Below are 22,020 nucleotides of genomic sequence, written 5' to 3'. Positions count from 1 at the left end.
CGAACCAGAGCGCACCATGACCGCTGCCGTTGAAATCTACACCCGTCCGGGCTGCGGCTATTGCACCGCCGCCAAATCGCTGCTGACGCGCAAGAATGCCGCGTTCACCGAATTGAGCGTCGCCAGCGACCCCGCGCATCGCGATCAGATGTATGATCGCGCCGGCGACGGCTCGACCTTTCCGCAGATCTTCATCGGTGCAACCCATGTCGGCGGTTGCGACGAGCTCTATGCGCTGGACCGCGCAGGCAAGCTAGACGCCATGCTGGCGGGAGAAAAGGCCTCATCATGAGCGCTGACCAGAGCTTTACCGCGGCCATGGTGCAGATGCGCACCGGGCTGTTGCCCGAGCCGAGCCTGGAGCAAGGCACCCGACTGATCCGTGAGGCGGCCGCCCAGGGCGCCGATTATGTGCTCACCCCCGAGGTGAGCAACATGATGCAACTGAACCGCAAGGCGCTGTTCGAGCATCTCGCCGCCGAGGAAGACGACCTGTCGCTGAAGGCCTATTGCGCGCTGGCGGCGGAACTGAAGATCCATCTCCATATCGGCTCGCTGGCGCTGCGCTTTTCGCCGGAGAAGGCGGTCAACCGCTCGTTCCTGATCGGGCCTGACGGCAACGTGCTCGCCTGCTACGACAAGATCCACATGTTCGACATCGATCTGCCCGGCGGCGAGAGCTATCGCGAATCCGCCAATTACCAGCCGGGCGAGACCGCCGTGATCTCGGACCTGCCGTGGGGCCGCATCGGTCTCACGATCTGCTACGATGTGCGCTTTCCCGCGCTGTATCGCGCGCTCGCCGAAACCGGCGCGTCGTTCCTCGCGGTACCGTCGGCCTTCACCAAAAAGACCGGCGAGGCGCATTGGCACACGCTGCTGCGCGCCCGCGCCATCGAGAACGGCTGCTTCGTGTTCGCCGCAGCCCAGGCCGGCATGCACGAGAACAAGCGCGAGACCTACGGGCATTCGCTGATCATCGCACCCTGGGGCGAGATTCTGGCCGAAGGCGGCGTCGAACCCGGCGTATTCCTCGCCAAGATTGATCCCTCCAAAGTCGAGACCGCGCGGAAAACCGTGCCGTCGCTGCAGCATGGACGGCGCTTCGGTATTGCCGATCCCAAGGCCGGCCCGGAGCATCTGCACCTGGTCCGGGGCTCGGCATGATCCGGTACAACCTACGCTGCGCGAAGGGCCATAGCTTCGAAAGCTGGTTCCAAAGCTCTGCGGCGTATGAGAGCCAGGAGAAGCGCAAGCTGGTGAGCTGCCCGGCCTGCGGCTCGGTCAAGGTCGAACGCGCTATCATGGCCCCGCAGATCGTCAGCAAGAAGGGCCGCGAGGCCGCCGTGCCCGAGGCGCCGACGGCGGACGCGACCGCACAGGGATCGACACCGCTGCTGATGGCGCAGGAGCTCGAGCTGCGCGCCAAGATCAAGGAATTGCGCGACCATATCGTCAAGAACGCCGACAATGTCGGTGAGCGCTTTCCCAACGAAGCGCGCAAGATGCATTACGGCGATATCGAACATCGCCCGATCTATGGCGAGGCCTCGCCCGAGGAAGCACGTTCGCTGATCGACGAAGGCGTCGAAGTTTCGCCGCTGCCGGTGCTGCCGGACGACCGGAACTGACGCTTCCGCCGTCATTGCGAGCGAAGCGAAGCAATCCATCGCGCCGCAAGAAGAAAGAATGGATTGCTTCGTCGCTTCGCTCCCTTGCACAAACGCTTCGCGTTTGTTGCAGGCAATGACGACTTGATCCATTTGAAGGACCCCTACATGAGCCCGGACACCTTCCCCTCCTGGCTGCCCTGGGCCGTGCTCTCGGCCGTCTTCGCGGCGCTGACCGCGATCTTCGCCAAGATCGGCGTCGAGGACATCAATTCCGATCTCGCGACGCTGATCCGCACCGTGATCGTGCTGATCAGCCTGGCCTTGATCCTGTTTGCCACCGGCAAGCTCGGCCAGACCGGTCCGATCTCGACCAAGACATGGATTTTCCTGCTGCTGTCCGGTCTCGGCACCGGCGCGTCGTGGCTATGCTATTTTCGGGCGCTGAAACTCGGTCCGGCGACGCTGGTGGCGCCGATCGACAAGCTGAGCGTGGTGCTGGTGGCGCTGTTCGGCGTGGTGTTTCTCGGCGAGCGCCCGTCGATGAGCGGCTGGCTCGGGATCGCGCTGATCGCCGCCGGCGCCGTCATCATCGTCATCAGGCGTTGATTACACCGAAACCAGCAGCGCCACGCCGACCACGATCAGCACGATGCCGGCCAGTTCACGCGCGGACAGCGGCTGCTTGAACGAATAATACGCCACGGCCTGTGCGAACAGCACCTCGACCAGCGCCAGCGTGCGCACATTGGCGGCTGCCGTCAGCGCAAATGCCAGGAACCAGAACTGCGAGGCGAACGCGCCCATGAAGCCCGCGAACATCGAGGGCCGCCACAGCCGGAGAATCTTCTTCAGCACCTCGGGCGCCCGCGCCAGCAGGTAGATCGTCAGCACCAACGTCTGCACGAACAGGCCGAACACCAGCGTATAGGACGCCGCCGTCACGAAGGTAACGCCGGGCACGACGATCACGGCACCGCGAAACCCGACCGCCGACAGCGCAAACGCCGCGGCGGCGGCAAGGCCCAGCAGCGTCGGCTTCATATCCGCAAAGCCCTTTTCGGCGCCCGGGCGCAGCGCCGCAATGACCACGCCTGCCGTCGCGATCAGGATCGCGATCACCTTCAGCACGGTCAGATGATCGCCGAGAAAGATGAAGCCGAAGATCGCGGTCTGGATCGCCTCGGTCTTCAAGTAAGCCGTCGTCACCACGAACGAGCGGTCGTTCATCGCCAGCAGCATCATGCCGGTGGCGACGATCTGGCAGAGCGCGCCGAGCAGCAGCCACGGCCAGAACGCCGCCGTCGGCCACGGAATGGGATCGCCGGTCACGGCCACCACGACCACGAAGAAAATCACAGAGAACGGAAAGCCGAACAGGAAACGGATATTGGTCGCGCCCCAGGTCCCGAGCGGTACCGTCAGCGATCGCTGCATCGCATTGCGCGCCACCTGCCCGAGGGCAGCGATGATGGTGAAGGGAATCCAGAGCGTGGCGATGGAGAACATGGGGGAACAGGTTACCGGCAGGTAAGGTGACGCACCGTGCCGGGCACGGCTAACGCGGTCAACGGGGCCTGCGCATGACAGGGATGCGGTTTGCCATCGCCGTCCCTTGAGCGCAGGGACGACAGGAACGTTAAATCCCCTCCGCCACCACCATGTAGTTCACGTCCATGTCGGACGAGACGCTCCATTTGTCGGCGAGCGGGTTGTAGACCACGCCGGCCTGATCGGTGATGGTGAGCTTGTTGTTGGCGAGGTGCTGCGCCAGTTCGTCGGGGGTGACGAACTTGTCCCATTGATGGGTGCCGCGCGGCAGCCAGCGCAGCACATATTCCGCGCCGACGATCGCCAGCGCAAAGCTCTTCCAGTTGCGGTTCAGGGTCGAGACCACCATCAAGCCGCCCGGCTTGAGCATCGCCGTGCAGCGGGCGAGGAACGCGCCGACATCGGTGACATGCTCGATCACTTCCATCGCCAGCACGATGTCGAAGCGCTCGCGCACGTCCATCTCCTCGGCCGTGGTGCAGCGGTAATCGATCGACAGGTGCCCCTTGTCGGCATGCAGTTTGGCGGCGGCGATATTGGTCGCCGACGGATCGATGCCGATCACCTGCGCGCCCAGCCGTGTAAACGGCTCGCACAACAGGCCGGCGCCGCAGCCGATATCGAGGATGCGCAACCCCGAGAGGCAATTCAGGCTTTTGACGTTGCGCTCGAACTTGCGGCAGGCGGCGTCGCGGATATAGGTCAGCCGCAGCGGGTTGATCTTGTGCAGCGGGGCCATCTTGCCCTTGGGATCCCACCACTCGTCGGACAATTTTGAAAATTTCGCGACTTCGGCGGGGTCGACCGTGCTGCCCGATACGCCCGAGGGATTTGCAGAAGGATTATGCTGGATGGCCATGTTTATGCGCCCACCGGTCGTGCGGTGATGGCATTGCGGAACGCCAGCGGCGACGCAATGGTTGAAATGGTTTCCTTGCCTTCGCCGACGCCGAGGATCGTCACATCGCCGTAGTTCATGATGCGGCCGAGGATGCTCTGGTTGACGTCGACGCTCTCGACCTTGTCGAGGCTCATCTCGAAGGTGCGGCGCTTGATGAAGCCGGTCTTGTGGACAACGCGCATATTGGTGACGTCGGTCTCGGTGGTCCAGCGATGGAACCATGCGGTTGCCGTCCAGTACAGCGCCGCAAGCCCGGCGATCGCCGCCAGCGCGAGGCAAACCAGCGTCATCGCGTCGGCGGTTACCGTTCGGGAGAAAATCAGCAGGGCCACGGCCACGGCCCACGCCGCGATGGCCGGCAGGTAGAACATCCAGTGCGCATTGGTGGAATACAGCACCTTCTCGCCGGGTTGCAGGATTTCGTCGATATAACGCCCCATACGCCCGTCCTGAATTAACCCGCCACTACAGTAATTTACGCCGATTCCGGGGTGAAAACCTGCCCGGTTGCTTGCCCCGGAGCGCGCCGCTATGTATACGCCGCTTTCGGCCCGGGCGCTCCAATTTCCGTGCGGGTCACCTTACTTATCCTCACAGGGAATGCACGCGTCGTCATGGGCCGCCTCGTGATGAAATTCGGCGGTACATCCGTCGCCAATATCGATCGAATCCGCAACGTCGCGCGGCATGTCAAACGCGAAGTCGACGCGGGACATGACGTCGCCGTGGTGGTGTCGGCCATGTCCGGCAAGACCAACGAACTGGTGGAATGGTGCCGCGACGCCTCGCCGATGCATGACGCACGCGAGTATGACGCCGTGGTGGCGTCCGGCGAGCAGGTCACCTCCGGGCTGCTGGCCATCGCGCTGCAGGCGATCGGCATTCAGGCCCGTTCCTGGCAGGGCTGGCAGATCGCGATCCGGACCTCGGACGCCCACGCCTCGGCGCGGATCCTCGAGATCGACGGCACCGAGATCATCCACCGCTTCAAGGATCGCCAGGAAGTCGCCGTCATTGCCGGCTTCCAGGGCATCAATCCGCAGACCAACCGAATCACCACGCTCGGGCGCGGCGGTTCGGACACGTCGGCGGTGGCGATCGCGGCTGCGCTCCATGCCGACCGCTGCGATATCTACACCGACGTCGATGGCGTCTATACGACAGACCCGCGCGTGGTTCCCAAGGCGCGGCGGCTCGACAAGATCGCGTTCGAGGACATGCTGGAACTGGCCTCGCAGGGCGCCAAGGTGCTGCAGGTTCGTTCGGTGGAACTCGGCATGGTGCACAACATGCCGATATTCGTCCGTTCCAGCTTCGACGAGCCCGAAGATATCGACCCGCACGGCACGCCGCCGGGCACGCTGATCTGCAGCGAGGAGGAAATCATGGAAAGCCACGTCGTCACCGGCATCGCCTTCTCCAAGGACGAAGCCCAGATTTCCGTGCGCCAGATCGAGGACAAGCCGGGTGTGGCCGCCTCGATCTTCGGGCCGCTCGCGGATGCCAACATCAATGTCGACATGATCGTCCAGAACGTCTCCGAGGACGGCAAGACCACCGACCTCACCTTCACCGTTCCGGCCTCCGACTATAACCGCGCCCGCGACACCATTACCGCCTCAAAGGGCAAGATCGGCTATGCGCGGCTCGACAGCGCCACCGACGTCGCCAAGGTTTCCGTGATCGGCAGCGGCATGCGCAGCCATGCCGGCGTCGCCGCCCAGGCCTTCAAGGCGTTGTCCGAGCGCAATATCAACATCCGCGCCATCACCACCTCCGAGATCAAGTTCTCGGTGCTGATCGACGCCGCCTATACCGAACTCGCGGTGCGCACGCTGCATACGCTCTACGGGCTCGACAAAACCTAGAACGATATTTCCCCGGTTTTCGCGCATCGGATGCGCTTCGCTACCGCAGCATTGTGCTGACACAGACGTTATTGCTTCTGGCAGGCGTTTTGCTTGGCAAAGCGAGCCTTGATTGGCTATACGGCCTGATAGGTGGGCTGCCGCAAACTGTGCCACAGTTTTGGCGATCCCGATTCGCCGGGATCAGGGGCCTGCGGCGGCGCCGAATGACTAAAATTGTTGTTTTTTGTGCGTTTTACGCCAGCTACCGGCGACCCGGCGGGCTGGCTTTGCGGGGAGGGTATCAGCACATGCGGAGCGCGTCGGGAGGCCCCCGCGTCTTGTTGAGACGGCTCCGCGAAACCATGGCGGAGCAGGTCTCCGCGCAGGAGCGCCTGGACAAGATCGTGGTGCTGATCGCGGCCAACATGGTGGCCGAGGTCTGCTCGACCTATGTGCTGCGCGTCGATAACACGCTCGAACTCTACGCCACCGAAGGTCTGAACCGCGACGCCGTGCACAGAACCGTCATGAGCGCGCATGAAGGCCTCGTCGGCCTCGTCGCCAGCGAGGCGACGCCGCTCAATCTGTCCGACGCGCATAGCCATCCGGCGTTCTCGTTCCGCCCGGAAACCGGCGAAGAAATCTACCACTCGTTCCTCGGCGTGCCGATCCTGCGCGCCGGCAACACGCTCGGCGTGCTGGTCGTGCAGAACCGCGCCAAGCGCACCTATGTCGAGGAAGAGGTCGAGGCGCTGCAGACCACCGCCATGGTGCTGGCGGAGATGATCGCCTCCGGCGAACTGGCGGCGCTGGCGCAGCCGGGCGCCGAGCCCGCGGCGCGGCACTCCCTGCACAAGACCGGCGCGATCCTGTCGGACGGCATCGCGCTCGGCCATGTCGTGCTGCACGAGCCGCGCGTCGTCATCACCAATTACATTGCCGAAGACCTGCCGAAGGAAATCAAGCGGCTCGACGCGGCCCTGACCAAGCTGCGCGCCGACCTCGACCGCATGCTGGAGCGCGGCGACGTCGCCGAGAGCGGCGAACACCGCGAGGTGCTGGAAGCCTACCGCATGTTCGCCAACGACCACGGCTGGTCGCACAAGCTGCATGAAGCGGTTGCCACCGGCCTCACCGCCGAAGCCGCCGTCGAACGCGTGCAATCCGATACCCGTGCGCGGATGCTGCGCTCGACCGATCCGTACCTGCGCGACCGCCTGCATGACCTCGAGGATCTCGGCCACCGCCTGATGCGGCAACTGGTCGGCCAGGACCACGCACCGTCGCGCGAGCAATTGCCGGAAAACGCCATCCTGATCGCGCGCGCGATGGGCCCGGCGGCGCTGCTCGACTACGACCGCAAGCGGCTGCGCGGCCTGGTGCTGGAGGAAGGCACCGCCAACTCCCACGTCTCGATCGTGGCGCGCGCGCTCGGCATTCCCGCCGTCGGCGAGATCGCGAACGCGCCTGGCATTGCCGATCCCGGCGACGCCATCATCGTCGACGGCACCTCGGGATCGATCTATGTGCGTCCTTCGGCCGAGATCGAATCGGCCTATGCCGAACGGGTACGGTTCAGGGCGCGGCGTCAGGCGCAATATGCGGCGCTGCGCGACAAGCCCTGCATCACCAAGGACGGCCAGCCGGTCGAACTGATGATCAATGCCGGCCTCGTGATCGACCTGCCGCATATCGACGACACCGGCAGCGCCGGCATCGGGCTGTTCCGCACCGAGCTGCAGTTCATGGTCGGCCAGAGCCTGCCGCGCACCTCGGACCAGCTCGCGCTCTATCGCACCGTGCTCGACGCGGCGGGCAGCAAGCCGGTCACGTTCCGCACGCTCGATATCGGCGGCGACAAGGCGCTGCCCTATATGGAAACGGTGATCGAGGAAAATCCCGCGCTCGGCTGGCGCGCGATCCGGCTCGGGCTGGACCGGCCCGGACTTCTGCGCGGCCAGATTCGCGCGCTGCTGCGGGCCGGCGGCGGCCGCGCGCTGAAGATCATGTTTCCGATGATTTCCGAAGTCGCCGAATTCGACCAGGCCAAAGCCATCGTCGAGCGCGAACTGACCTATCTGCGCCAGCATGGCCATGCCCTGCCCGAGCGCATCGACGTCGGCACCATGATCGAAGTCCCGGCCCTGCTCTATCAGCTCGACGAAATCCTCAAGAAGGTCGACTTCGTCTCGGTCGGCTCCAACGACCTGTTCCAGTTCATGTTCGCGGTCGATCGCGGCAACGCAAAGGTTTCCGAACGGTTCGACACCATGTCGGCGCCGATCCTGCGGGCGCTGCGCGATATCGTGCGCAAGGCCAATGCCGCGAAGAAGACGGCCTCGCTGTGCGGCGAGATGGCGTCCAAGCCGCTCGGCGCGCTGGCGCTGATCGCGCTCGGCTATCGCTCGCTGTCGATGTCCGCCACCGGACACGGGCCGGTCAAGGCGCTGATTCTCGACCTCGATGCCAAAAAGGCCGAGGCTGTCTTGATGCCGTTGCTCGACGCGCCGGCCGGCAGCGTCTCGATCCGGCAGAAGCTGACGGAATTCGCGGAAGCCGAGGGGCTGTCGTTGTAGCGAGGCTCTCGCCCGACGACGCCACCCTTATCCGCCGCTTGAGACCACCGCCATGTTACCCGAAGCCAAACTCGATATCCTGCTCGCCCACCACGCCTCGCTCGAGGCCGAACTGCTGGGCCAGTTGAGTTCCGAAAAATACGTCCAGATCACGCGCGAGCTCGCCGAGCTCAATCCGCTGATCGACGCGGTGAAAGCCTATCGCGCCGCTTTGGCCGAGATCGCGGACACCAAAACCCTGTTGGCGGATTCCGCCGCCGATCCCGATATGCGCGGCATGGCGGAGGCCGAGCTCGAGACCTTGCAGGCGCAGGTCGACGAACTCGCGCAAAAAATCCGCGTGGCGCTGTTGCCCAAGGACGCCATGGACGACCGCAACGTGGTGCTGGAAATCCGCGCCGGCACCGGCGGCGACGAGGCCTCGCTGTTCGCCGGCGACCTGTTCCGGATGTACGAGCGGTTCGCGGCCTTGCAGGGCTGGAAGGTCGAGGTGGTTTCCGCCAGCGAGGGCACCATGGGCGGCTACAAGGAAATCGTCGCCGAGGTGCAGGGCCGCGGCGCATTCGCCAAGCTGAAGTTCGAATCCGGCGTGCACCGCGTGCAGCGCGTGCCCGACACCGAAACCCAGGGACGCATTCACACCTCGGCGGCGACGGTTGCGGTGTTGCCCGAGGTCGAGGACGTCGACGTCGACATCAAGAGCGACGATTTGCGGATCGAGACCATGCGCGCACAGGGCGCCGGCGGCCAGCACGTCAACAAGACGGAATCGGCGATCCGCATTACGCACATCCCGACCGGCATTGTCGTGATGATGCAGGACAGCCGCTCGCAGCACAAAAACCGCGCCTCCGCGATGAACATCCTGCGCTCGCGGATCTACGACGCCGAGCAACAACGCATCGACGCGGTACGCTCCGCGGAACGCAAGGAGAAGGTCGGCTCCGGCGATCGCTCCGAGCGCATCCGTACCTACAATTTCCCGCAAGGCCGCGTCACCGACCACCGCATCAACCTGACGCTCTACAAATTGCCGCAGGTGATCGCGGGCGAAGCCCTGGGTGAACTGACCGATGCGCTGACGACGGAACATCAGGCCGCCCAGCTCGCCGCCCAAGGCGCGACGGCGTGAGCGCCAGCTACTCCTTCGCCGGACAAACCGTCGAAACCGCGCGGCGCGCGCTCACCGCGCGATTCGAATCAGCCGCGATCGAATCTCCCGAACTCGATGCACGGATGCTCGTCGGCCATGTGTTCGGCCTCGATCTCACCGGGTTGATCACATCGGCGCAGCGGCGGCTCACGGAGGATGAATCGGCGCGGCTCGAGGACTGCGCGCGCCGTCGTCTTGCGGGCGAGCCGGTCGCACGCATTGTCGGCGAGAAGGAATTCTGGGGACTGCCGCTCAGGCTGTCGGCGGCGACGCTGGTGCCGCGACCGGATACCGAGACCGTGGTCGAACTGGCGCTGGAATTGCTGCGTGCCGACGGCGCCACCAATCAACCGCTGCGGATCGCCGATCTCGGCACCGGGTCGGGCGCAATCCTGCTGGCGCTGTTGTCGGAACTGCCCGCGGCGGCAGGATTCGGCACCGATATCTCGGAGCAGGCGCTGCAAACCGCCGCCGCCAATGCGATCAGCGCCGGGCTCGCACCGCGTGCGACGTTCATCGCCTGCGATTTCGCGACCGGACTGTCCGGCCCGTTCGACCTGATCGTGTCGAACCCGCCCTATATTCGCGCAGCTGATATCGCCGGTCTGGCGGTGGAGGTCAGGGACCACGACCCGCGCGCAGCCCTCGATGGCGGCGCCGACGGGCTGGACGCCTATCGGGCGCTGATTCCGCAGGCCGCCGGTCTTCTGGCACCGGGTGCCGCCCTGGTTGTGGAGGCCGGTGAGGGCCAAAGCGGCCCCATTAACGGTTTGATGAGGCTGGCCGGCCTGGCGCCCACAGGGGGCCCGAAAGCCGATCTGGCGGGCATTCCGAGGGCCGTCGCGGGCCGCAAAATGCCCCGATAAAGTCTTATTGGAACGAAAAAAAACCACTTGGAATATTGCCCGGGAGCGACTACGTTCCGCTCACAGCATCGGTCCAGGGTTACTGGCCCCGTAAGATGTCACGGGTGAGGCCAGAGTTCTCGAAACGAGAGCCCGCCGGGTGAAAGGTTCCAAAACGCAGGTCCAATTGAGCGCAATGGCTGAAGCTGTGCTGCTCTCGACCGCAAAGCGAACGAAAGCCTGATTTTGCGCTTGAAGACTTACGCAACAAACCGCCACGCGAAGACGTCATGCTTGATGACCAGGCTGGTTGTGGCAGGCTGAATGATTTGGTCCGGCTGGCAGTGAACGCCGGCGGTTGGGGAACGCGTCTTTGTTGAACGCGATGGTTGGCGAAACCGACGACATGAAATTGAACGGCATCGCGATTCGGTGCGCCTCGGCGCGCGCGAAATCGGATGAGGCTACGACGGCAACTGCATAACTTTCAGGGCTGGAATAAAGGCGAGACATGAGAAACGGTCAGAATAACAAGCGGATGCGTAACCGGAATAACAACAACAATAGTAACAACAACAATAATAATAACCGGCGCGGTCAAAACCCGATGACCCGGGTGTTCGAATCGAACGGACCCGACATCAAGATCCGTGGCACCGCCTCCCACGTTGCGGAAAAATACGTCCAGCTCGCGCGCGATGCGCGCTCCTCGGGCGATCCGGTTGCTGCCGAGAACTACTACCAGCACGCCGAACATTATTTCCGGCTGATCGCAGCCGCCCAGGAGCAGTTCCGGCAGAATCAGCCGCAGCCGCGCACCGAAAACGAAATGCCTTCGACGGACGAAGGCGAGGACGAGGGCGAGAGCTTCTCCAATTTCGGCCAGGAGCCCGGCTTCGTTCCGCAGCAGCCGCAGCCGTTCGTGCCGCGCGAAAACAATCAGCGCGACCACACGCAACGCGACTTCCAGCCGCGCGAGGGCCAGCCCTATCGCGACCAGCCGCCGCGCGAACAGCATCAGCCCCGCGAGCATCGTCCGCAGCCGCAATATCAGCCACAACCGCAGCCGCAGCCCGTCATCGCCGACACCGGCGGCGTCGATCGCCTGCCGTCCTTCATCACCGGCCCGCAGCCGCAGGTGAATGGCGCCCCCGGCTTCGAGGGCAATGCCGGCGGCGAACGTTTCCCGCGCCGTCGTCGCCGGCCGCACGGCCCGCGCCCCGAAGGCATGGCCGCACCGGCCGCGCCCAGCGAAGATTTCAATCCGGGAAATGAGTAAATAGCGCGATCGCCGACAGGCGTTCAGCAATCCAGGGGCGGGCACAGCGAAAGCGTGCCCGCCTTTTTTATCCCCTCGCCGTCGTCGATGACGACGGCACCAGTACCGGCGGCAGCGACGGAATCAGCCGCGTGCGTTCGCGGTGCGCAGGGATCGCGCGATAGACCTGCTTGGTCGCTTCCACGATATGCACGCCGGCGAACGGCAGCGACAGCGCCGCACCTAGGCGCTCCCACGCCATCGCCGAACGCAGGAACCAGCCTTTTCCGACCGGCGGCAAGAACAGCGCCTCACCCCACGCCGTTGGCGTAAACCAGGTCTGCCGCAGCAATTGCGTGATCTGCGCGCGCGAATAGGGCCGGCCGTGACCGAACGGCGTATTGTCGGTGCGCGTCCAAACGCCGCGGCGGTTGGGGATGACAGCGATCAGGCGCCCGGACGGCGCCAGCACACGCCATACCTCGCGCAGCAATCGCTCCGGATCGTCGGACATTTCCAGCGAGTGGACCAGCAGGATGCGGTCCACCGCGGCATCCGGCAGCGGCATTGAAAATTCGTCGATCAGGGTCGCGAGCGCCGGCCGCGCGGTCGGCCATTTCAGCACGCCCTGCGCCGCCGGCATGAAGGCGATGCAGCGCTCGGAGTCCTCGCGAAACAGCCCGAGATAGGGCGTCGGATAGCCGAGCCCGAGCACGCGCAGACCTTCGGCATCGGGCCAGCGCGCCCGGATGCCACGGTTGATCAGTTGCCGCGCCACAATGCCGAGGCGCCGCGAATAGAAGTCACGGAGATCGATGACGTCGATGGTCATGGGCGCAATCTAACACGGCAGGTTTCGTTACGGCGCGCCGAAATTGGCATTGCCGTGTGAGCGTTAACGCCATATTTCTGAGCCCGGAGCCTGATCGGTTGTGATTGGATCAGAACCGGGCCCCGGATTTTTGTATGACGCGCTTTCTTTACGCGAACCGGTTCCCACTTCGCTTGAAAACGCTCTAATAAGCGGGTTAACCGCCTTACTTACGGAGTGATCATGGCCGCGGAAATTCGTACTTTCACCTGTCTCAGCGACAATTTCGGCTATTTGATCCACGATCCCGCGACCAAGGCTACCGCGTCGATCGACGCACCGGAAGCCGCCCCGATCATCAAGGCGCTGGAGCGCGAGGGCTGGGCGCTGACGGATATCCTCATCACCCATCACCATCATGACCATGTCGGCGGCGTCGCCGAACTGAAGCGGAAATACAATTGCCGCGTCGTGGCGCCGCACGACAAGACAGCCTCGATCGCCAATGTCGATCTGCGCGCCGCCCATGGCGACGTCGTCAAGGTCGGCGGCCTGTTGGCGCGGGTGCTGGAAACGCCGGGCCATACGCTCGACCACATCTCCTATGTGTTCGACAGCGAGAAGGCGCTGTTTGCCGCCGACACGCTGTTCTCGATCGGCTGCGGCCGGGTGTTCGAGGGAACCTACCCGATGATGTGGGATTCGCTGCTGAAGCTGCGCGCGCTGCCGGACGATTTCAAACTCTATTGCGGCCACGAATATACCGCCTCCAACGTCAAGTTCGCGCTGACCGTCGAGTCGGACAATCCGGCACTGCAGGCGCGTGCCGCGGAAGTGACGCGGCTGCGCGCGGAAAACAAGCCGACGATCCCGGTGCTGCTGGGCGAAGAGAAAAAGGCCAACGTGTTCCTTCGCGCGGACGATGCTTCCGTAGCAGTGAAACTGCACATGAAGGGCGCCGGCGCCGCCGAGGTGTTCGGCGAACTGCGCGAACGCAAGAACAAGTCCTGATGGCGATCCCGACAGCGGCAGCCGAGATCATCAAGCGGCTCGAACTGAAGCCGCATCCGGAAGGCGGGCACTATCGCGAGACGTTTCGCGACGCCAGTGTCGACAGCAGCGGGCGTTCGCGCTCCACCGCGATCTATTTCCTGCTGGCACGCGGCGAACGCTCGCACTGGCATCGCGTCGATGCGGTGGAAGTCTGGCACTATTACGCCGGCGACGCGCTGATGTTGCAAATCGCCGACGACGGCGGACAGCGCCGCGTGACGCTCGGATCTGATCTCGTTGCCGGAGAAGTACCGCAGGCGGTCGTGCCCGCGCACGCCTGGCAGGCGGCGCAGAGCAGCGGCGAATGGACGCTGGTCGGCTGCACCGTGGCGCCGGGATTCGAGTTTGCAAAATTTGAATTGGCCGCACCCGGCTGGTCGCCTTCGCACTAAAACTGCATTCGGGAATCGGGTGGGTTTCGCAGCCACCCGCGCCTAGTTTCCGCTCTCACAAGAGGAGCGGAAGATGCACGGGACTTTCGGCGTTTCACACCAGATCGAGCCGGCGATTCTCTATTTCGGCACGCCTGTCGTTCTGATCGGCTCGAACAATGAGGACGGCTCATTCAACCTCGCGCCGATGTCATCGGCATGGTGGGTCGGCTGGCGCTGCATGCTCGGGCTCGCGCGCAATTCCAAAACCACCGAGAACATGATTCGCTCGGGCGAATGCGTCCTCAATTTGCCGTCGGCCGCCCTTGTCGGCGCCGTCGACCTGCTGGCGCGCACCACCGGTTCGGACCCGGTGCCGCCGGGCAAGACGATGCGCGGCTATCGGCATGAACGCGACAAGTTCGGCCTCTGCGGCCTGACGCCGGTGCCAGGCGAAACGGTTGCCGTACCGCGCGCGCTGGAATGCCCGGTGCAGATCGAAGCCAGGGTGGCGCAGGTCCATGAGATGGCGCAGGAGGATGCCGTCTGGCGTGGAAATCTCTCGGCGATCGAGGTGCGCGTCACCCGCGTGCATGCGCATGCCGGCCTGATGATGGAAGGCGAGCCCAACCGGATCGATCCCGACAAATGGCGCCCGCTGATCATGAGCTTTCAGCGGTTCTACGGACTGGCACCGGACAAACTGCAACGTTCCGAGTTGGGGCAGATTCCGGAAGCGATGTACAAGCCGCCGGGCTGGAAGCCGGCGGCATAAAAAGCGTTTTCAAGCGAAGTGGCGACCGGTTCGCGAAAAGAAAACGCGTCAAACAAAAAATTAGAACCCGGTTCTGGTCAGAACCGGGTTCTAAGATTTCCGCCACACCATATCCCTGGCTGCGATCAGGCCACCGCCGGCAATCAGCACCGCGGCGATGGCGATCGCCGCGCTCGGCTTGGCAAATCCCGCCAGAATCAGGAACGCGGTCGAGAGCAGCGGCGTTGCATAGGACGCGGCGCCCAGCACGCGGATATCGCCGCGTTTCATGCCGATGTCCCAGACAAAGAAGGCAGCGCCCACCGGGCCGACACCGAGCGCGATGATCGCGAGCCACTGCCCCGTTGTCTCCGGCCACACGGTGGTCTCGACCGCGCCATGGACGAGCGCTGCAAGCAGCGCGGTCACCAAACAGAAACCGGCCACCGCATCGGTCGGCACCGCCTTGAGCTTGCGCGACATCACCGAATAGGCGGCCCATACGAAGGCGGCGACAAAGGCCGCAGCCAAGCCCGGAATCTGGCCCGGTGCAAAGCCGCTGCCGCCGTTGCCCGCGAACAGCAAGACCGTGCCGGCAAGCCCGAGCAGCGCGCCAATGATGTGATGCGGCGCCAGCCGTTCGCCCGGCAACAGCGACGAGAACAGCACGATCAACAGCGGCCACAGGTAATTCAGCAGTCCGGCCTCGGCCGGCGGCGCGAAGCGCAGCGCGAGAAAATACAGCGCGTGATAGCCGAACAGCCCGCCGACGCCGACGATCCAGGCCCGCGGCGGCTGTTTCAGCGCGGCGAAAGCCTGTGGGCGGAAGATGAAGCTTGCGAAGGCGACGGCAGCGCCGATCGCAAACGTCATCGCCGCGAGCTGGAACGCCGGAATTTTGCCGGTCGCGACCGTCATGACCGACAGCAGCGACCACATCAGGATCGCAGTCAGTCCGATCAGCGTGGCGGTGCGGGAGGTCATGAATTCAGGCAACAGTCAGCATTTCCGTCATGGCCGGGCATAGTAGTCTGCTTTGCGCAGACTACGTACACTTGTCTGCGCTCCCGGCCATCCAGGTGTTCTCATTGTCGGTTGTAAAGACGTGGATGCCCGGGACATCTGGCGCGAAGACGCGCTTCGCGCTTTTGCCCGGGCATGACGACTTTCTAACATCGCTGGCAAATCAGCGACGAACGCCGATCACACCATGTACTGGCCGCCATTGATCGTCATGGTCGAGCCGGTAATACCGCCGGCCTCGTCGGCGGAGAGGAACACCACCGCGCGGGCGATTTCCTCGGGCTCGCCGAGGCGGTTGACCGGGATCAGCGGCAGGATGCTTTTCTCGAGCACTTCCTTCGGCACCGCCTGCACCATTTCGGTGTTGATGTAGCCGGGGCAGATCGCATTGACGGTAATGCCGCCCTTGGCATTCTCCAGCGCCAAGGCCTTGGTGAAGCCGATATCGCCGGCCTTGGCGGCGGAATAGTTGACCTGACCGAACTGACCTTTCTGGCCGTTGATCGAGGAGATGTTGATGACGCGGCCGAACTTGCGGGCCCGCATGCCTTCGATCACCTGGCGCGTCATGTTGAACAGCGAGCCGAGATTGGTGTTGATGACCGCGTTCCACTGATCGAGCGTCATCTTGTGGAAGGCGCCGTCCTTGGTGATGCCGGCATTGTTGATGAGCACATCGACCGGACCGAGATCGGCCTCGACCTTTTTGACGCCGGCCGCACAGGCGTCGAACGAACTGACGTCCCATTTGTAGACGGGAATGCCGGTATCGGCCTTGAACTTCTCGGCCGCGGCGTCGTTGCCGGCATAGCTTGCCGCCACCTTGTAGCCCGCAGCCTTCAGCGCCTTGCTGATCGCCGCACCAATACCTCGCGTACCGCCCGTTACCAATGCAACACGTGCCATGTCGTTCTCCTCCTTGGTCGTCCCTCATAAGCCGGAATTATCCCGGTCTTTTGACTGCATTCGATCTTCGACAACTTCCAAAACGTAAAATGCCCGGCGCGAGGCCGGGCATTTTATTTATCAGCAATCGCCATTGTTGACAGATGATCTTTTCATCATTCAACGCGCCAATCTGCCTCTAGTTCAGTCGCGTGCAATGCACATCGCGATGCCCATGCCGCCGCCGATGCACAGCGTCGCGAGGCCCTTCTTGGCATCGCGCTTCTGCATCTCGTGCAGCAGCGTCACCAGCACGCGCGCGCCGGAAGCGCCGACCGGATGGCCGATCGCGATCGCGCCGCCGTTGACGTTGACCTTGGACGTATCCCAGCCGAGATCCTTGTTGACCGCGCAGGCCTGCGCGGCGAAGGCCTCGTTGGCCTCGATCAGGTCGAGGTCGCCGATGTTCCAGCCGGCCTTCTTCAGCGCGGCGCGGGAAGCCGGGATCGGGCCGGTGCCCATGATCTTGGGATCGACGCCGGCCTGGCCCCACGACACGATGCGGCCGAGCACCTTCTTGCCTTCCTTGGCGGCCTGCTTGGCGGTCATCAGCACCACCACGCCAGCGCCGTCATTGATGCCCGACGCACTGCCGGCGGTGACGGTGCCGTCCTTCTCGAAGGCGGGCTTCAGCTTGGCCATCGCTTCGACGGTGGCGCCATGGCGCGGATATTCGTCGTCGCTGACGATGATGTCGCCCTTGCGGGTCTTGATGGTGACGGGGACGATCTCATCCTTGAACTTGCCGGCCTTCTGCGCGGCCTCGGCCTTGTTCTGCGAGTGGACCGCGAACTCGTCCTGCTGCGCCCGGGTGATCTGGTACTGGCGGGCGACGTTCTCGGCGGTGTTGCCCATGTGGTAGCCGTTGAAGGCATCCCACAAGCCGTCCTTGATCATGGTGTCGACGAGCTCGAGCCCGCCCATCTTGACGCCGCCGCGCAGGTACTGGGCGTGCGGGGCCATGCTCATGGATTCCTGGCCGCCGGCCACGACGATTTCGGAGTCGCCGTTGAGCAGCGCCTGATAGCCGAGCGCGACGGTGCGCAGGCCCGAACCGCAGAGCTGGTTGACGCCCCAGGCCGGGCTTTCCACCGGGATGCCGGCCGCGATCGAGGCCTGGCGGGCCGGGTTCTGACCCTGCGCCGCGGTCAGGATCTGGCCCATGATGACTTCGGAAACCCGCCCCGGCTCGATGCCGGCCCGCTCCAGCGCCGCCTTGATGGCGATCGCGCCGAGGTCGTGCGCCGGGGTGGTGGCGAACGCGCCGTTGAAACTGCCGACCGGGGTGCGGGCGGCGCTGACGATGACGACATCGTCTGACATGGACATCTCCTTTGACGTTTTGGGGCTTGAGGTTTCTCGACGGCGGGCGGCCGGATGGCGGGCCTGTCTCTTGGGCCCATCCTGTTAACCTCCGGATGTTGTGTCAATCGGCCAGAGGTCAAAATCCCGCCGCGGCGCATTCAAAATAGCGCGCTTGGCGGTTTCCAGAGCAGTCTCCATGCCTTGGAATTAACCGTGCCGCACAAAACGGTAGCCGAACCGCATTGAAAATGCTTACTTTGCTGCGTTGCGCTGCTCGTCTGCCCGCCGGCGAAGCCGTCGGGTTCCCCGCTCTCGGTGTGTATGTGTGAGCCCATGGCAAAGTCAGACCAACCTACAACGATCAAAAAATACGCTAACCGGCGGCTCTATAATACCGGCACCAGCACCTATGTGACGCTCGAGGATCTCGCAGCGATGGTGAAGGATGGCGAGGACTTTCTCGTCTATGACGCCAAGACCGGTGACGACATCACGCGCTCGGTGCTGGCCCAGATCATCTTCGAACAGGAAAACAAGGCCGGCCAGAATCTGCTGCCGACCACGTTCCTGCGCCAGTTGATCCGCTTCTACGGCGACAGCATGCAGATGGTGGTGCCGAAATATCTGGAGCAGTCGATCGACACGCTGACGCGCGAGCAGGAAAAATTCCGCAAGCAGCTCACCAACACCTTCAGCGGAACGCCGTTCGCGCCGCTCGAGGAACATGTCCGCCGCAACATGGAATTGTTCCAGCAGACGTTCTCGATGTTCAAGCCGTTCGTGCCGCCGCGCGCCGGATCGGTCGCGCTCGAACCGGAAAAACTGCCGGAACCCGCGGCCGACGAAGACAATATCGACGACCTTCGCCGTCAGATGAAGGACATGCAGGACCGCCTCGAGCGCATGTCGAAAGAGCCGAAGAAGGAAGAGTAGTTCTCTTTCTCGCGCACAGTATCGTTTGAGGCGTCATGGCCGGGCTTGTCCCGGCCATCCACGTTTTTGGGCTGCAAGACATCAAGACGCGGATGCCCGGCACAAGGCCGCGCATGACGACCACTACCGTTTTCGAGCTATCCCGCCGCGGGCAACACCGTCTCGGCTGCCGCGCTCCACGGCCGCTGCGGGGAGGCCAGGCCGATCAGGCGGCCCTGGATGTAATCGCAGCCCCATTCGCGCAGCATGACGGCGGCTTCCTCGTCCTGCACCCATTCCGCCACCGTCTTGATCTGCAGCCGGCGCGCGAGATCAATCAGCGTCTGCACGAAGGCGCGATCGTCGGCCGAGCGGGCGATGTTCTGCACGAAGGCGCCATCGATCTTGACGATGTCGACGCCGAGCTTGCGCAGGTTGCGGAAAGAGGTGTAACCGGCGCCGAAATCGTCGATCGCAATCCGGCTGCCGAAATTCTTCAGGCGCGTGATGAAGCCCCTGACGTCGTCGATATCCTGGATCGCGACGGTTTCGGTGATCTCGACGATCAGCCGCTCGCCGACGCCGGGATGCGCCTGCATCAACGACTCGATCGTGGTCGACCAGTCCGGGTCCATCGTGGTGTCGGGCGAGATGTTGAGGCTGAGCTGAACGTTCGGCGCGGCCGCGAGTTCGGCGACCGCGAGTTCGAGCACGCGGTGATCGACCAGTCGAATGAGACCGAGCCGCTCCGCCACCGGAACGATATCGGGGGCCAGCAGCGCCTGGCCGTCCGCCTGCTCCATCCGCACCAGGCATTCGTAGAACGCCGGCTGCCGCGAACGCGCCTCCACCACCGGCTCGAACGCGGTGACGATCCGGCGTTCGTTCAGCGCGGTCACGATCTCGTCGGTGACGCGGATGTTGACGCGACGCTGGGCGTCGCGCTCGACATTCGGACGCCACAGCGAGAACGATCCGGCGCGGCGGCGCTTGGCGGCATCGAGCGTTTCCTGGGCGCGGTTGACGGCCTCGTCGGCGGTGCGCGCGAAACGCGGCACGCTGATCGCGCCGATCGAGGCCGTCACCGATACCGGTCCGGACACGGTCGGCACCACCTCGTCGCGGATGCCGGCGAGAAAGCGCTCGGCCGCGACATTGGTGTCATCGATGGTGCAGTTGCGCAGGATCAGGCCGAACTTGTTGCCGGAGAAGCGCCCGAGCACGTCACCGCCGCGCAGCCGCGCCCGAATCCGTCTGCCGACTTCGGCGATCACGGCGTCGGCCACGTCGAAGCCGAAGGCGTCATTGACGCGCGCCAGATGATCGATCCCGATCAGCATGAAGGCGCAGGACGCGCGCGAGCGCGCGGTTTCCTCGATCGCTTCGGCCAGCGCGGCGATCAGGTGGGTGCGATTGAGTTCGCCGGTGAGCGGATCGTTGCGCGACAGCCTTAAGAGCTGCTCGTCGCGGGCGTGGCGCTCATTGTCGACGCGGACGATGCCTTGCGCACGCGCCGGCTTGCCGTCGGAACCGGCGAACCAGCAGCCGGTTTCCTCGATCCAGATCACGGGCGCCGACGTCGTGGTCCGCACGCCATACTCGATCCGGTAGGCCACCCCTTCCCCGCTCCGCGGCGGCGCCGACTGGCCGAGCGCGTCGACGCGGATCGACCGCGTCGGTTCAATCAGTTTTGCGAACTCCGCGCCGCTGGCGAGCGCCTGTGCCGGAACGTCGGTGAAGACGGCGGCGGCATTGTGGCTCCAGGCGATGGTGTCGGCCGCGATATCCCAGACGAACGCCGCCTGCCCGAGCGAGGCGAGGATACTGGCAGCTTGCGGGACAGGGGGCATCAGATCGCCTCGATTCGGGACATCGCCGGATGATTCCCACGCAAGAGGATACTGGCTGTTTCGAATCACAGGCTAGGCAAAGTTCATAAATAATCTGGAAACCACGTTTCATAGCATTCCCGGACCGGCCGGGAACTAGTAGCAACCAACCGGCATAGACCTTGCGAGGCTCAGATCGCTAAGGGGCGTATCGTCCCAAAACGTGACAGTTAACCGGTTACGGTGTGCGATGCTGGATGTCGATCGATCAGAACAGGTACTGGACGGCGAGGTATTGGGCGCCGACGAACCCCGCTGTGTCGCGCTGGTGCCGGTGACCCAATCCGTGCACTGGACGCCGAAAGGCCCGGTCGCGCGGCCTGATCCGGGCTTCGTCACCCAGTTGATCGCGACCGAGGCGCAGGCACCGCAGACCCGCAGCCTGCGGCGCGGCTCGCTGGCCGATGCACAGACCGCCTACGGCGCCCGTCTGCCCCTGCGCCATGGCATCGGCTACCGGACGCGGCAAGTCGTCTAGATCACGTCAGCCGACCCTTGAGAACAGCTTAGCGCGGCGGCGTGTCCGGCGAGGGATGTGAACCGCTGCCCGGCTGCAGGCCCGGTGACGGCACTTCCGGCGACACCGGATGGGGCACGACGGCGGGTTGCGCGAATGTCGGCTCGGAATGATCCAGCAGCACGGATTCGGCGACCGGGGTCGCCGGGGGCGCTGACGGCACCGCCGTTGGCGCCGGCGCGGGATCGAATGCGGGTTCGGCAGCCGGCGGCTCGGGTGCTCTCGCGCGCTTGCCGGAGACCGCAGGCGCAGCCGCAACGGCGCCGCGCCGCGTGCGCAGCGCCAGGCCGGAGAGGAAATCCACCATCGACAGCGCGGCAAGGAGGAAATAGGTCGAGGTACCGAATTTCGGCCACAGCACGAATTCGGCCGCGGCCGCGCCGAACACGATCAGCGACAGCAGATGGTCGGTGAGATATTTGGCACCGGGGCGCGCGCCTTTGATGATTTCGCACATCAAAAGCAGGATGCCGAGCGCGAGCAGCACGTCACTCAGCGTCAGCGGCCACTCGGTGCCCGACATCAACGTCAGCTTGACCAGTGGATCCGTGAAGGAAACGCCGGGCATCAGGAAGACAATGATGTTGTAGATCGCGAGCGGAATCAGAAGTAGCGGAAAACCGACCATGGCGAGGCCTTGCTAGGAAAACCGGACCGTCCCCGGGCGAAGCGTCGCGCTTCACCACGGGAACCGTT

The 22,020-nt window shown here is 64.2% G+C and carries 23 protein-coding genes; 14 read left to right on the top strand and 9 right to left on the bottom strand.

The window, feature by feature from the left end; genetic code table 11:
* Window positions 1–16: 16 nt before the first annotated feature.
* The 4 genes from grxC to BLR13_RS19515 all read left to right on the top strand — a co-directional run bounded on the left by grxC (window position 17) and on the right by BLR13_RS19515 (window position 2,219).
* Entirely contained in the window at window positions 17–292 is a 276-nt protein-coding gene (gene grxC / locus BLR13_RS19530) for a glutaredoxin 3 (protein WP_074820446.1), read from the top strand.
* The gene (locus tag BLR13_RS19525; RefSeq protein ID WP_074820448.1) at window positions 289–1,167 is read left to right on the top strand and encodes a carbon-nitrogen hydrolase family protein; all 879 of its coding nucleotides are present in this window, start codon (window positions 289–291) and stop codon (window positions 1,165–1,167) included. Before grxC ends, BLR13_RS19525 begins: the two co-directional genes overlap by 4 nt.
* The gene (locus BLR13_RS19520; RefSeq protein WP_074820451.1) at window positions 1,164–1,631 is read left to right on the top strand and encodes a DUF1178 family protein; all 468 of its coding nucleotides are present in this window, start codon (window positions 1,164–1,166) and stop codon (window positions 1,629–1,631) included. The genes BLR13_RS19525 and BLR13_RS19520 overlap by 4 nt, the downstream gene beginning before the upstream one ends.
* Before the next feature lie 147 nt (window positions 1,632–1,778).
* A complete protein-coding gene (locus BLR13_RS19515) occupies window positions 1,779–2,219 on the top strand; it encodes an EamA family transporter (RefSeq protein ID WP_074831327.1) in 441 nt (146 codons plus the stop codon).
* On the opposite strand, the gene BLR13_RS19510 is transcribed toward BLR13_RS19515, so the two are convergent.
* The 3 genes from BLR13_RS19510 to BLR13_RS19500 all read right to left on the bottom strand — a co-directional run bounded on the left by BLR13_RS19510 (window position 2,220) and on the right by BLR13_RS19500 (window position 4,502).
* Window positions 2,220–3,119, bottom strand: coding sequence for an EamA family transporter (locus tag BLR13_RS19510; protein WP_074820453.1), 900 nt, complete (start codon window positions 3,117–3,119; stop codon window positions 2,220–2,222).
* A 130-nt stretch (window positions 3,120–3,249) separates the two neighbouring features.
* On the bottom strand, window positions 3,250–4,020 hold the full coding sequence (gene ubiG, locus BLR13_RS19505) for a bifunctional 2-polyprenyl-6-hydroxyphenol methylase/3-demethylubiquinol 3-O-methyltransferase UbiG (RefSeq protein ID WP_074820455.1): 771 nt from the start codon (window positions 4,018–4,020) through the stop codon (window positions 3,250–3,252).
* 2 nt (window positions 4,021–4,022) lie between these two features.
* Window positions 4,023–4,502, bottom strand: a complete 480-nt coding sequence (locus tag BLR13_RS19500; RefSeq protein WP_074820457.1) for a PH domain-containing protein — start codon at window positions 4,500–4,502, stop codon at window positions 4,023–4,025.
* Window positions 4,503–4,676: 174 nt separating this feature from the next.
* On the opposite strand from BLR13_RS19500, the gene BLR13_RS19495 reads away from it, so the two are divergent.
* The 5 genes from BLR13_RS19495 (at window position 4,677) to BLR13_RS19475 (ending at window position 11,765) form a co-directional block, all read left to right on the top strand.
* Entirely contained in the window at window positions 4,677–5,930 is a 1,254-nt protein-coding gene (locus BLR13_RS19495; RefSeq protein WP_074820458.1) for an aspartate kinase, read from the top strand.
* Window positions 5,931–6,220: 290 nt separating this feature from the next.
* Window positions 6,221–8,488, top strand: a complete 2,268-nt coding sequence (gene ptsP / locus BLR13_RS19490) for a phosphoenolpyruvate--protein phosphotransferase (RefSeq protein WP_074820460.1) — start codon at window positions 6,221–6,223, stop codon at window positions 8,486–8,488.
* A 52-nt stretch (window positions 8,489–8,540) separates the two neighbouring features.
* Entirely contained in the window at window positions 8,541–9,620 is a 1,080-nt protein-coding gene (gene prfA / locus BLR13_RS19485) for a peptide chain release factor 1 (protein ID WP_074820462.1), read from the top strand.
* The gene (prmC, locus tag BLR13_RS19480) at window positions 9,617–10,507 is read left to right on the top strand and encodes a peptide chain release factor N(5)-glutamine methyltransferase (RefSeq protein WP_074820464.1); all 891 of its coding nucleotides are present in this window, start codon (window positions 9,617–9,619) and stop codon (window positions 10,505–10,507) included. The genes prfA and prmC overlap by 4 nt, the downstream gene beginning before the upstream one ends.
* Window positions 10,508–10,997: 490 nt before the next feature.
* Entirely contained in the window at window positions 10,998–11,765 is a 768-nt protein-coding gene (locus BLR13_RS19475; RefSeq protein ID WP_074820465.1) for a DUF4167 domain-containing protein, read from the top strand.
* A 67-nt stretch (window positions 11,766–11,832) separates the two neighbouring features.
* On the opposite strand, the gene BLR13_RS19470 is transcribed toward BLR13_RS19475, so the two are convergent.
* Window positions 11,833–12,576 carry a methyltransferase domain-containing protein gene (locus BLR13_RS19470; RefSeq protein WP_074820467.1) on the bottom strand — a complete coding sequence of 248 codons (744 nt, stop codon included), beginning with the start codon at window positions 12,574–12,576 and terminating at the stop codon, window positions 11,833–11,835.
* Window positions 12,577–12,798: 222 nt separating this feature from the next.
* Here BLR13_RS19470 and gloB point away from each other — a divergent pair, with 222 nt between their 5' ends.
* From gloB to BLR13_RS19455, 3 genes are all read left to right on the top strand, one after another.
* The gene (gene gloB, locus BLR13_RS19465; protein WP_074820469.1) at window positions 12,799–13,566 is read left to right on the top strand and encodes a hydroxyacylglutathione hydrolase; all 768 of its coding nucleotides are present in this window, start codon (window positions 12,799–12,801) and stop codon (window positions 13,564–13,566) included.
* Window positions 13,567–13,571: 5 nt separating this feature from the next.
* Entirely contained in the window at window positions 13,572–14,000 is a 429-nt protein-coding gene (locus BLR13_RS19460) for a cupin domain-containing protein (RefSeq protein ID WP_074831329.1), read from the top strand.
* Between the two features lie 73 nt (window positions 14,001–14,073).
* On the top strand, window positions 14,074–14,754 hold the full coding sequence (locus tag BLR13_RS19455) for a flavin reductase family protein (protein WP_074820471.1): 681 nt from the start codon (window positions 14,074–14,076) through the stop codon (window positions 14,752–14,754).
* Window positions 14,755–14,844: 90 nt separating this feature from the next.
* Here the strand turns inward: BLR13_RS19455 and yddG are convergent, their stop codons facing one another.
* The 3 genes from yddG to BLR13_RS19440 form a co-directional block, all read right to left on the bottom strand.
* Window positions 14,845–15,717, bottom strand: a complete 873-nt coding sequence (yddG, locus tag BLR13_RS19450) for an aromatic amino acid exporter YddG (RefSeq protein WP_074820473.1) — start codon at window positions 15,715–15,717, stop codon at window positions 14,845–14,847.
* A gap of 219 nt (window positions 15,718–15,936) precedes the next feature.
* Window positions 15,937–16,662 carry an acetoacetyl-CoA reductase gene (gene phbB, locus BLR13_RS19445; RefSeq protein ID WP_074820475.1) on the bottom strand — a complete coding sequence of 242 codons (726 nt, stop codon included), beginning with the start codon at window positions 16,660–16,662 and terminating at the stop codon, window positions 15,937–15,939.
* A 183-nt stretch (window positions 16,663–16,845) separates the two neighbouring features.
* Window positions 16,846–18,024, bottom strand: coding sequence for an acetyl-CoA C-acetyltransferase (locus BLR13_RS19440; RefSeq protein WP_074820477.1), 1,179 nt, complete (start codon window positions 18,022–18,024; stop codon window positions 16,846–16,848).
* A gap of 315 nt (window positions 18,025–18,339) precedes the next feature.
* Between BLR13_RS19440 and phaR the strand changes: the two genes are divergently transcribed.
* Window positions 18,340–18,939, top strand: coding sequence for a polyhydroxyalkanoate synthesis repressor PhaR (gene phaR, locus BLR13_RS19435; protein WP_074820479.1), 600 nt, complete (start codon window positions 18,340–18,342; stop codon window positions 18,937–18,939).
* A 137-nt stretch (window positions 18,940–19,076) separates the two neighbouring features.
* Here the strand turns inward: phaR and BLR13_RS19430 are convergent, their stop codons facing one another.
* Entirely contained in the window at window positions 19,077–20,768 is a 1,692-nt protein-coding gene (locus BLR13_RS19430; protein WP_074820481.1) for a bifunctional diguanylate cyclase/phosphodiesterase, read from the bottom strand.
* 229 nt (window positions 20,769–20,997) lie between these two features.
* On the opposite strand from BLR13_RS19430, the gene BLR13_RS19425 reads away from it, so the two are divergent.
* Window positions 20,998–21,285, top strand: a complete 288-nt coding sequence (locus tag BLR13_RS19425) for a hypothetical protein (RefSeq protein ID WP_074820483.1) — start codon at window positions 20,998–21,000, stop codon at window positions 21,283–21,285.
* A gap of 28 nt (window positions 21,286–21,313) precedes the next feature.
* Here the strand turns inward: BLR13_RS19425 and BLR13_RS19420 are convergent, their stop codons facing one another.
* Window positions 21,314–21,952, bottom strand: coding sequence for a hypothetical protein (locus BLR13_RS19420; protein ID WP_074820486.1), 639 nt, complete (start codon window positions 21,950–21,952; stop codon window positions 21,314–21,316).
* Between the last annotated feature and the right edge of the window lie 68 nt (window positions 21,953–22,020).

The sequence above is a fragment of the Bradyrhizobium ottawaense genome (genome assembly GCF_900099825.1).
Lineage (GTDB): Bacteria > Pseudomonadota > Alphaproteobacteria > Rhizobiales > Xanthobacteraceae > Bradyrhizobium > Bradyrhizobium ottawaense_A.
This window is presented reverse-complemented; position numbering and strand designations above follow the sequence as displayed.

What these genes read in the sequence shown, in the direction of transcription:
- yddG (WP_074820473.1), bottom strand. Translation starts at nt 15,717, where the DNA reads ATGACCTCCCGCACCGCCACGCTGATCGGACTGACTGCGATCCTGATG.
- BLR13_RS19440 (WP_074820477.1), bottom strand. Translation starts at nt 18,024, where the DNA reads ATGTCAGACGATGTCGTCATCGTCAGCGCCGCCCGCACCCCGGTCGGC.
- ubiG (WP_074820455.1), bottom strand. Translation starts at nt 4,020, where the DNA reads ATGGCCATCCAGCATAATCCTTCTGCAAATCCCTCGGGCGTATCGGGC.
- gloB (WP_074820469.1), top strand. Translation starts at nt 12,799, where the DNA reads ATGGCCGCGGAAATTCGTACTTTCACCTGTCTCAGCGACAATTTCGGC.
- prfA (WP_074820462.1), top strand. Translation starts at nt 8,541, where the DNA reads ATGTTACCCGAAGCCAAACTCGATATCCTGCTCGCCCACCACGCCTCG.
- BLR13_RS19430 (WP_074820481.1), bottom strand. Translation starts at nt 20,768, where the DNA reads ATGCCCCCTGTCCCGCAAGCTGCCAGTATCCTCGCCTCGCTCGGGCAG.
- BLR13_RS19470 (WP_074820467.1), bottom strand. Translation starts at nt 12,576, where the DNA reads ATGACCATCGACGTCATCGATCTCCGTGACTTCTATTCGCGGCGCCTC.
- phaR (WP_074820479.1), top strand. Translation starts at nt 18,340, where the DNA reads ATGGCAAAGTCAGACCAACCTACAACGATCAAAAAATACGCTAACCGG.
- BLR13_RS19500 (WP_074820457.1), bottom strand. Translation starts at nt 4,502, where the DNA reads ATGGGGCGTTATATCGACGAAATCCTGCAACCCGGCGAGAAGGTGCTG.
- BLR13_RS19510 (WP_074820453.1), bottom strand. Translation starts at nt 3,119, where the DNA reads ATGTTCTCCATCGCCACGCTCTGGATTCCCTTCACCATCATCGCTGCC.
- BLR13_RS19525 (WP_074820448.1), top strand. Translation starts at nt 289, where the DNA reads ATGAGCGCTGACCAGAGCTTTACCGCGGCCATGGTGCAGATGCGCACC.
- BLR13_RS19475 (WP_074820465.1), top strand. Translation starts at nt 10,998, where the DNA reads ATGAGAAACGGTCAGAATAACAAGCGGATGCGTAACCGGAATAACAAC.
- grxC (WP_074820446.1), top strand. Translation starts at nt 17, where the DNA reads ATGACCGCTGCCGTTGAAATCTACACCCGTCCGGGCTGCGGCTATTGC.
- BLR13_RS19520 (WP_074820451.1), top strand. Translation starts at nt 1,164, where the DNA reads ATGATCCGGTACAACCTACGCTGCGCGAAGGGCCATAGCTTCGAAAGC.
- ptsP (WP_074820460.1), top strand. Translation starts at nt 6,221, where the DNA reads ATGCGGAGCGCGTCGGGAGGCCCCCGCGTCTTGTTGAGACGGCTCCGC.
- BLR13_RS19425 (WP_074820483.1), top strand. Translation starts at nt 20,998, where the DNA reads ATGCTGGATGTCGATCGATCAGAACAGGTACTGGACGGCGAGGTATTG.
- BLR13_RS19420 (WP_074820486.1), bottom strand. Translation starts at nt 21,952, where the DNA reads ATGGTCGGTTTTCCGCTACTTCTGATTCCGCTCGCGATCTACAACATC.
- BLR13_RS19515 (WP_074831327.1), top strand. Translation starts at nt 1,779, where the DNA reads ATGAGCCCGGACACCTTCCCCTCCTGGCTGCCCTGGGCCGTGCTCTCG.
- BLR13_RS19495 (WP_074820458.1), top strand. Translation starts at nt 4,677, where the DNA reads ATGGGCCGCCTCGTGATGAAATTCGGCGGTACATCCGTCGCCAATATC.
- BLR13_RS19455 (WP_074820471.1), top strand. Translation starts at nt 14,074, where the DNA reads ATGCACGGGACTTTCGGCGTTTCACACCAGATCGAGCCGGCGATTCTC.
- phbB (WP_074820475.1), bottom strand. Translation starts at nt 16,662, where the DNA reads ATGGCACGTGTTGCATTGGTAACGGGCGGTACGCGAGGTATTGGTGCG.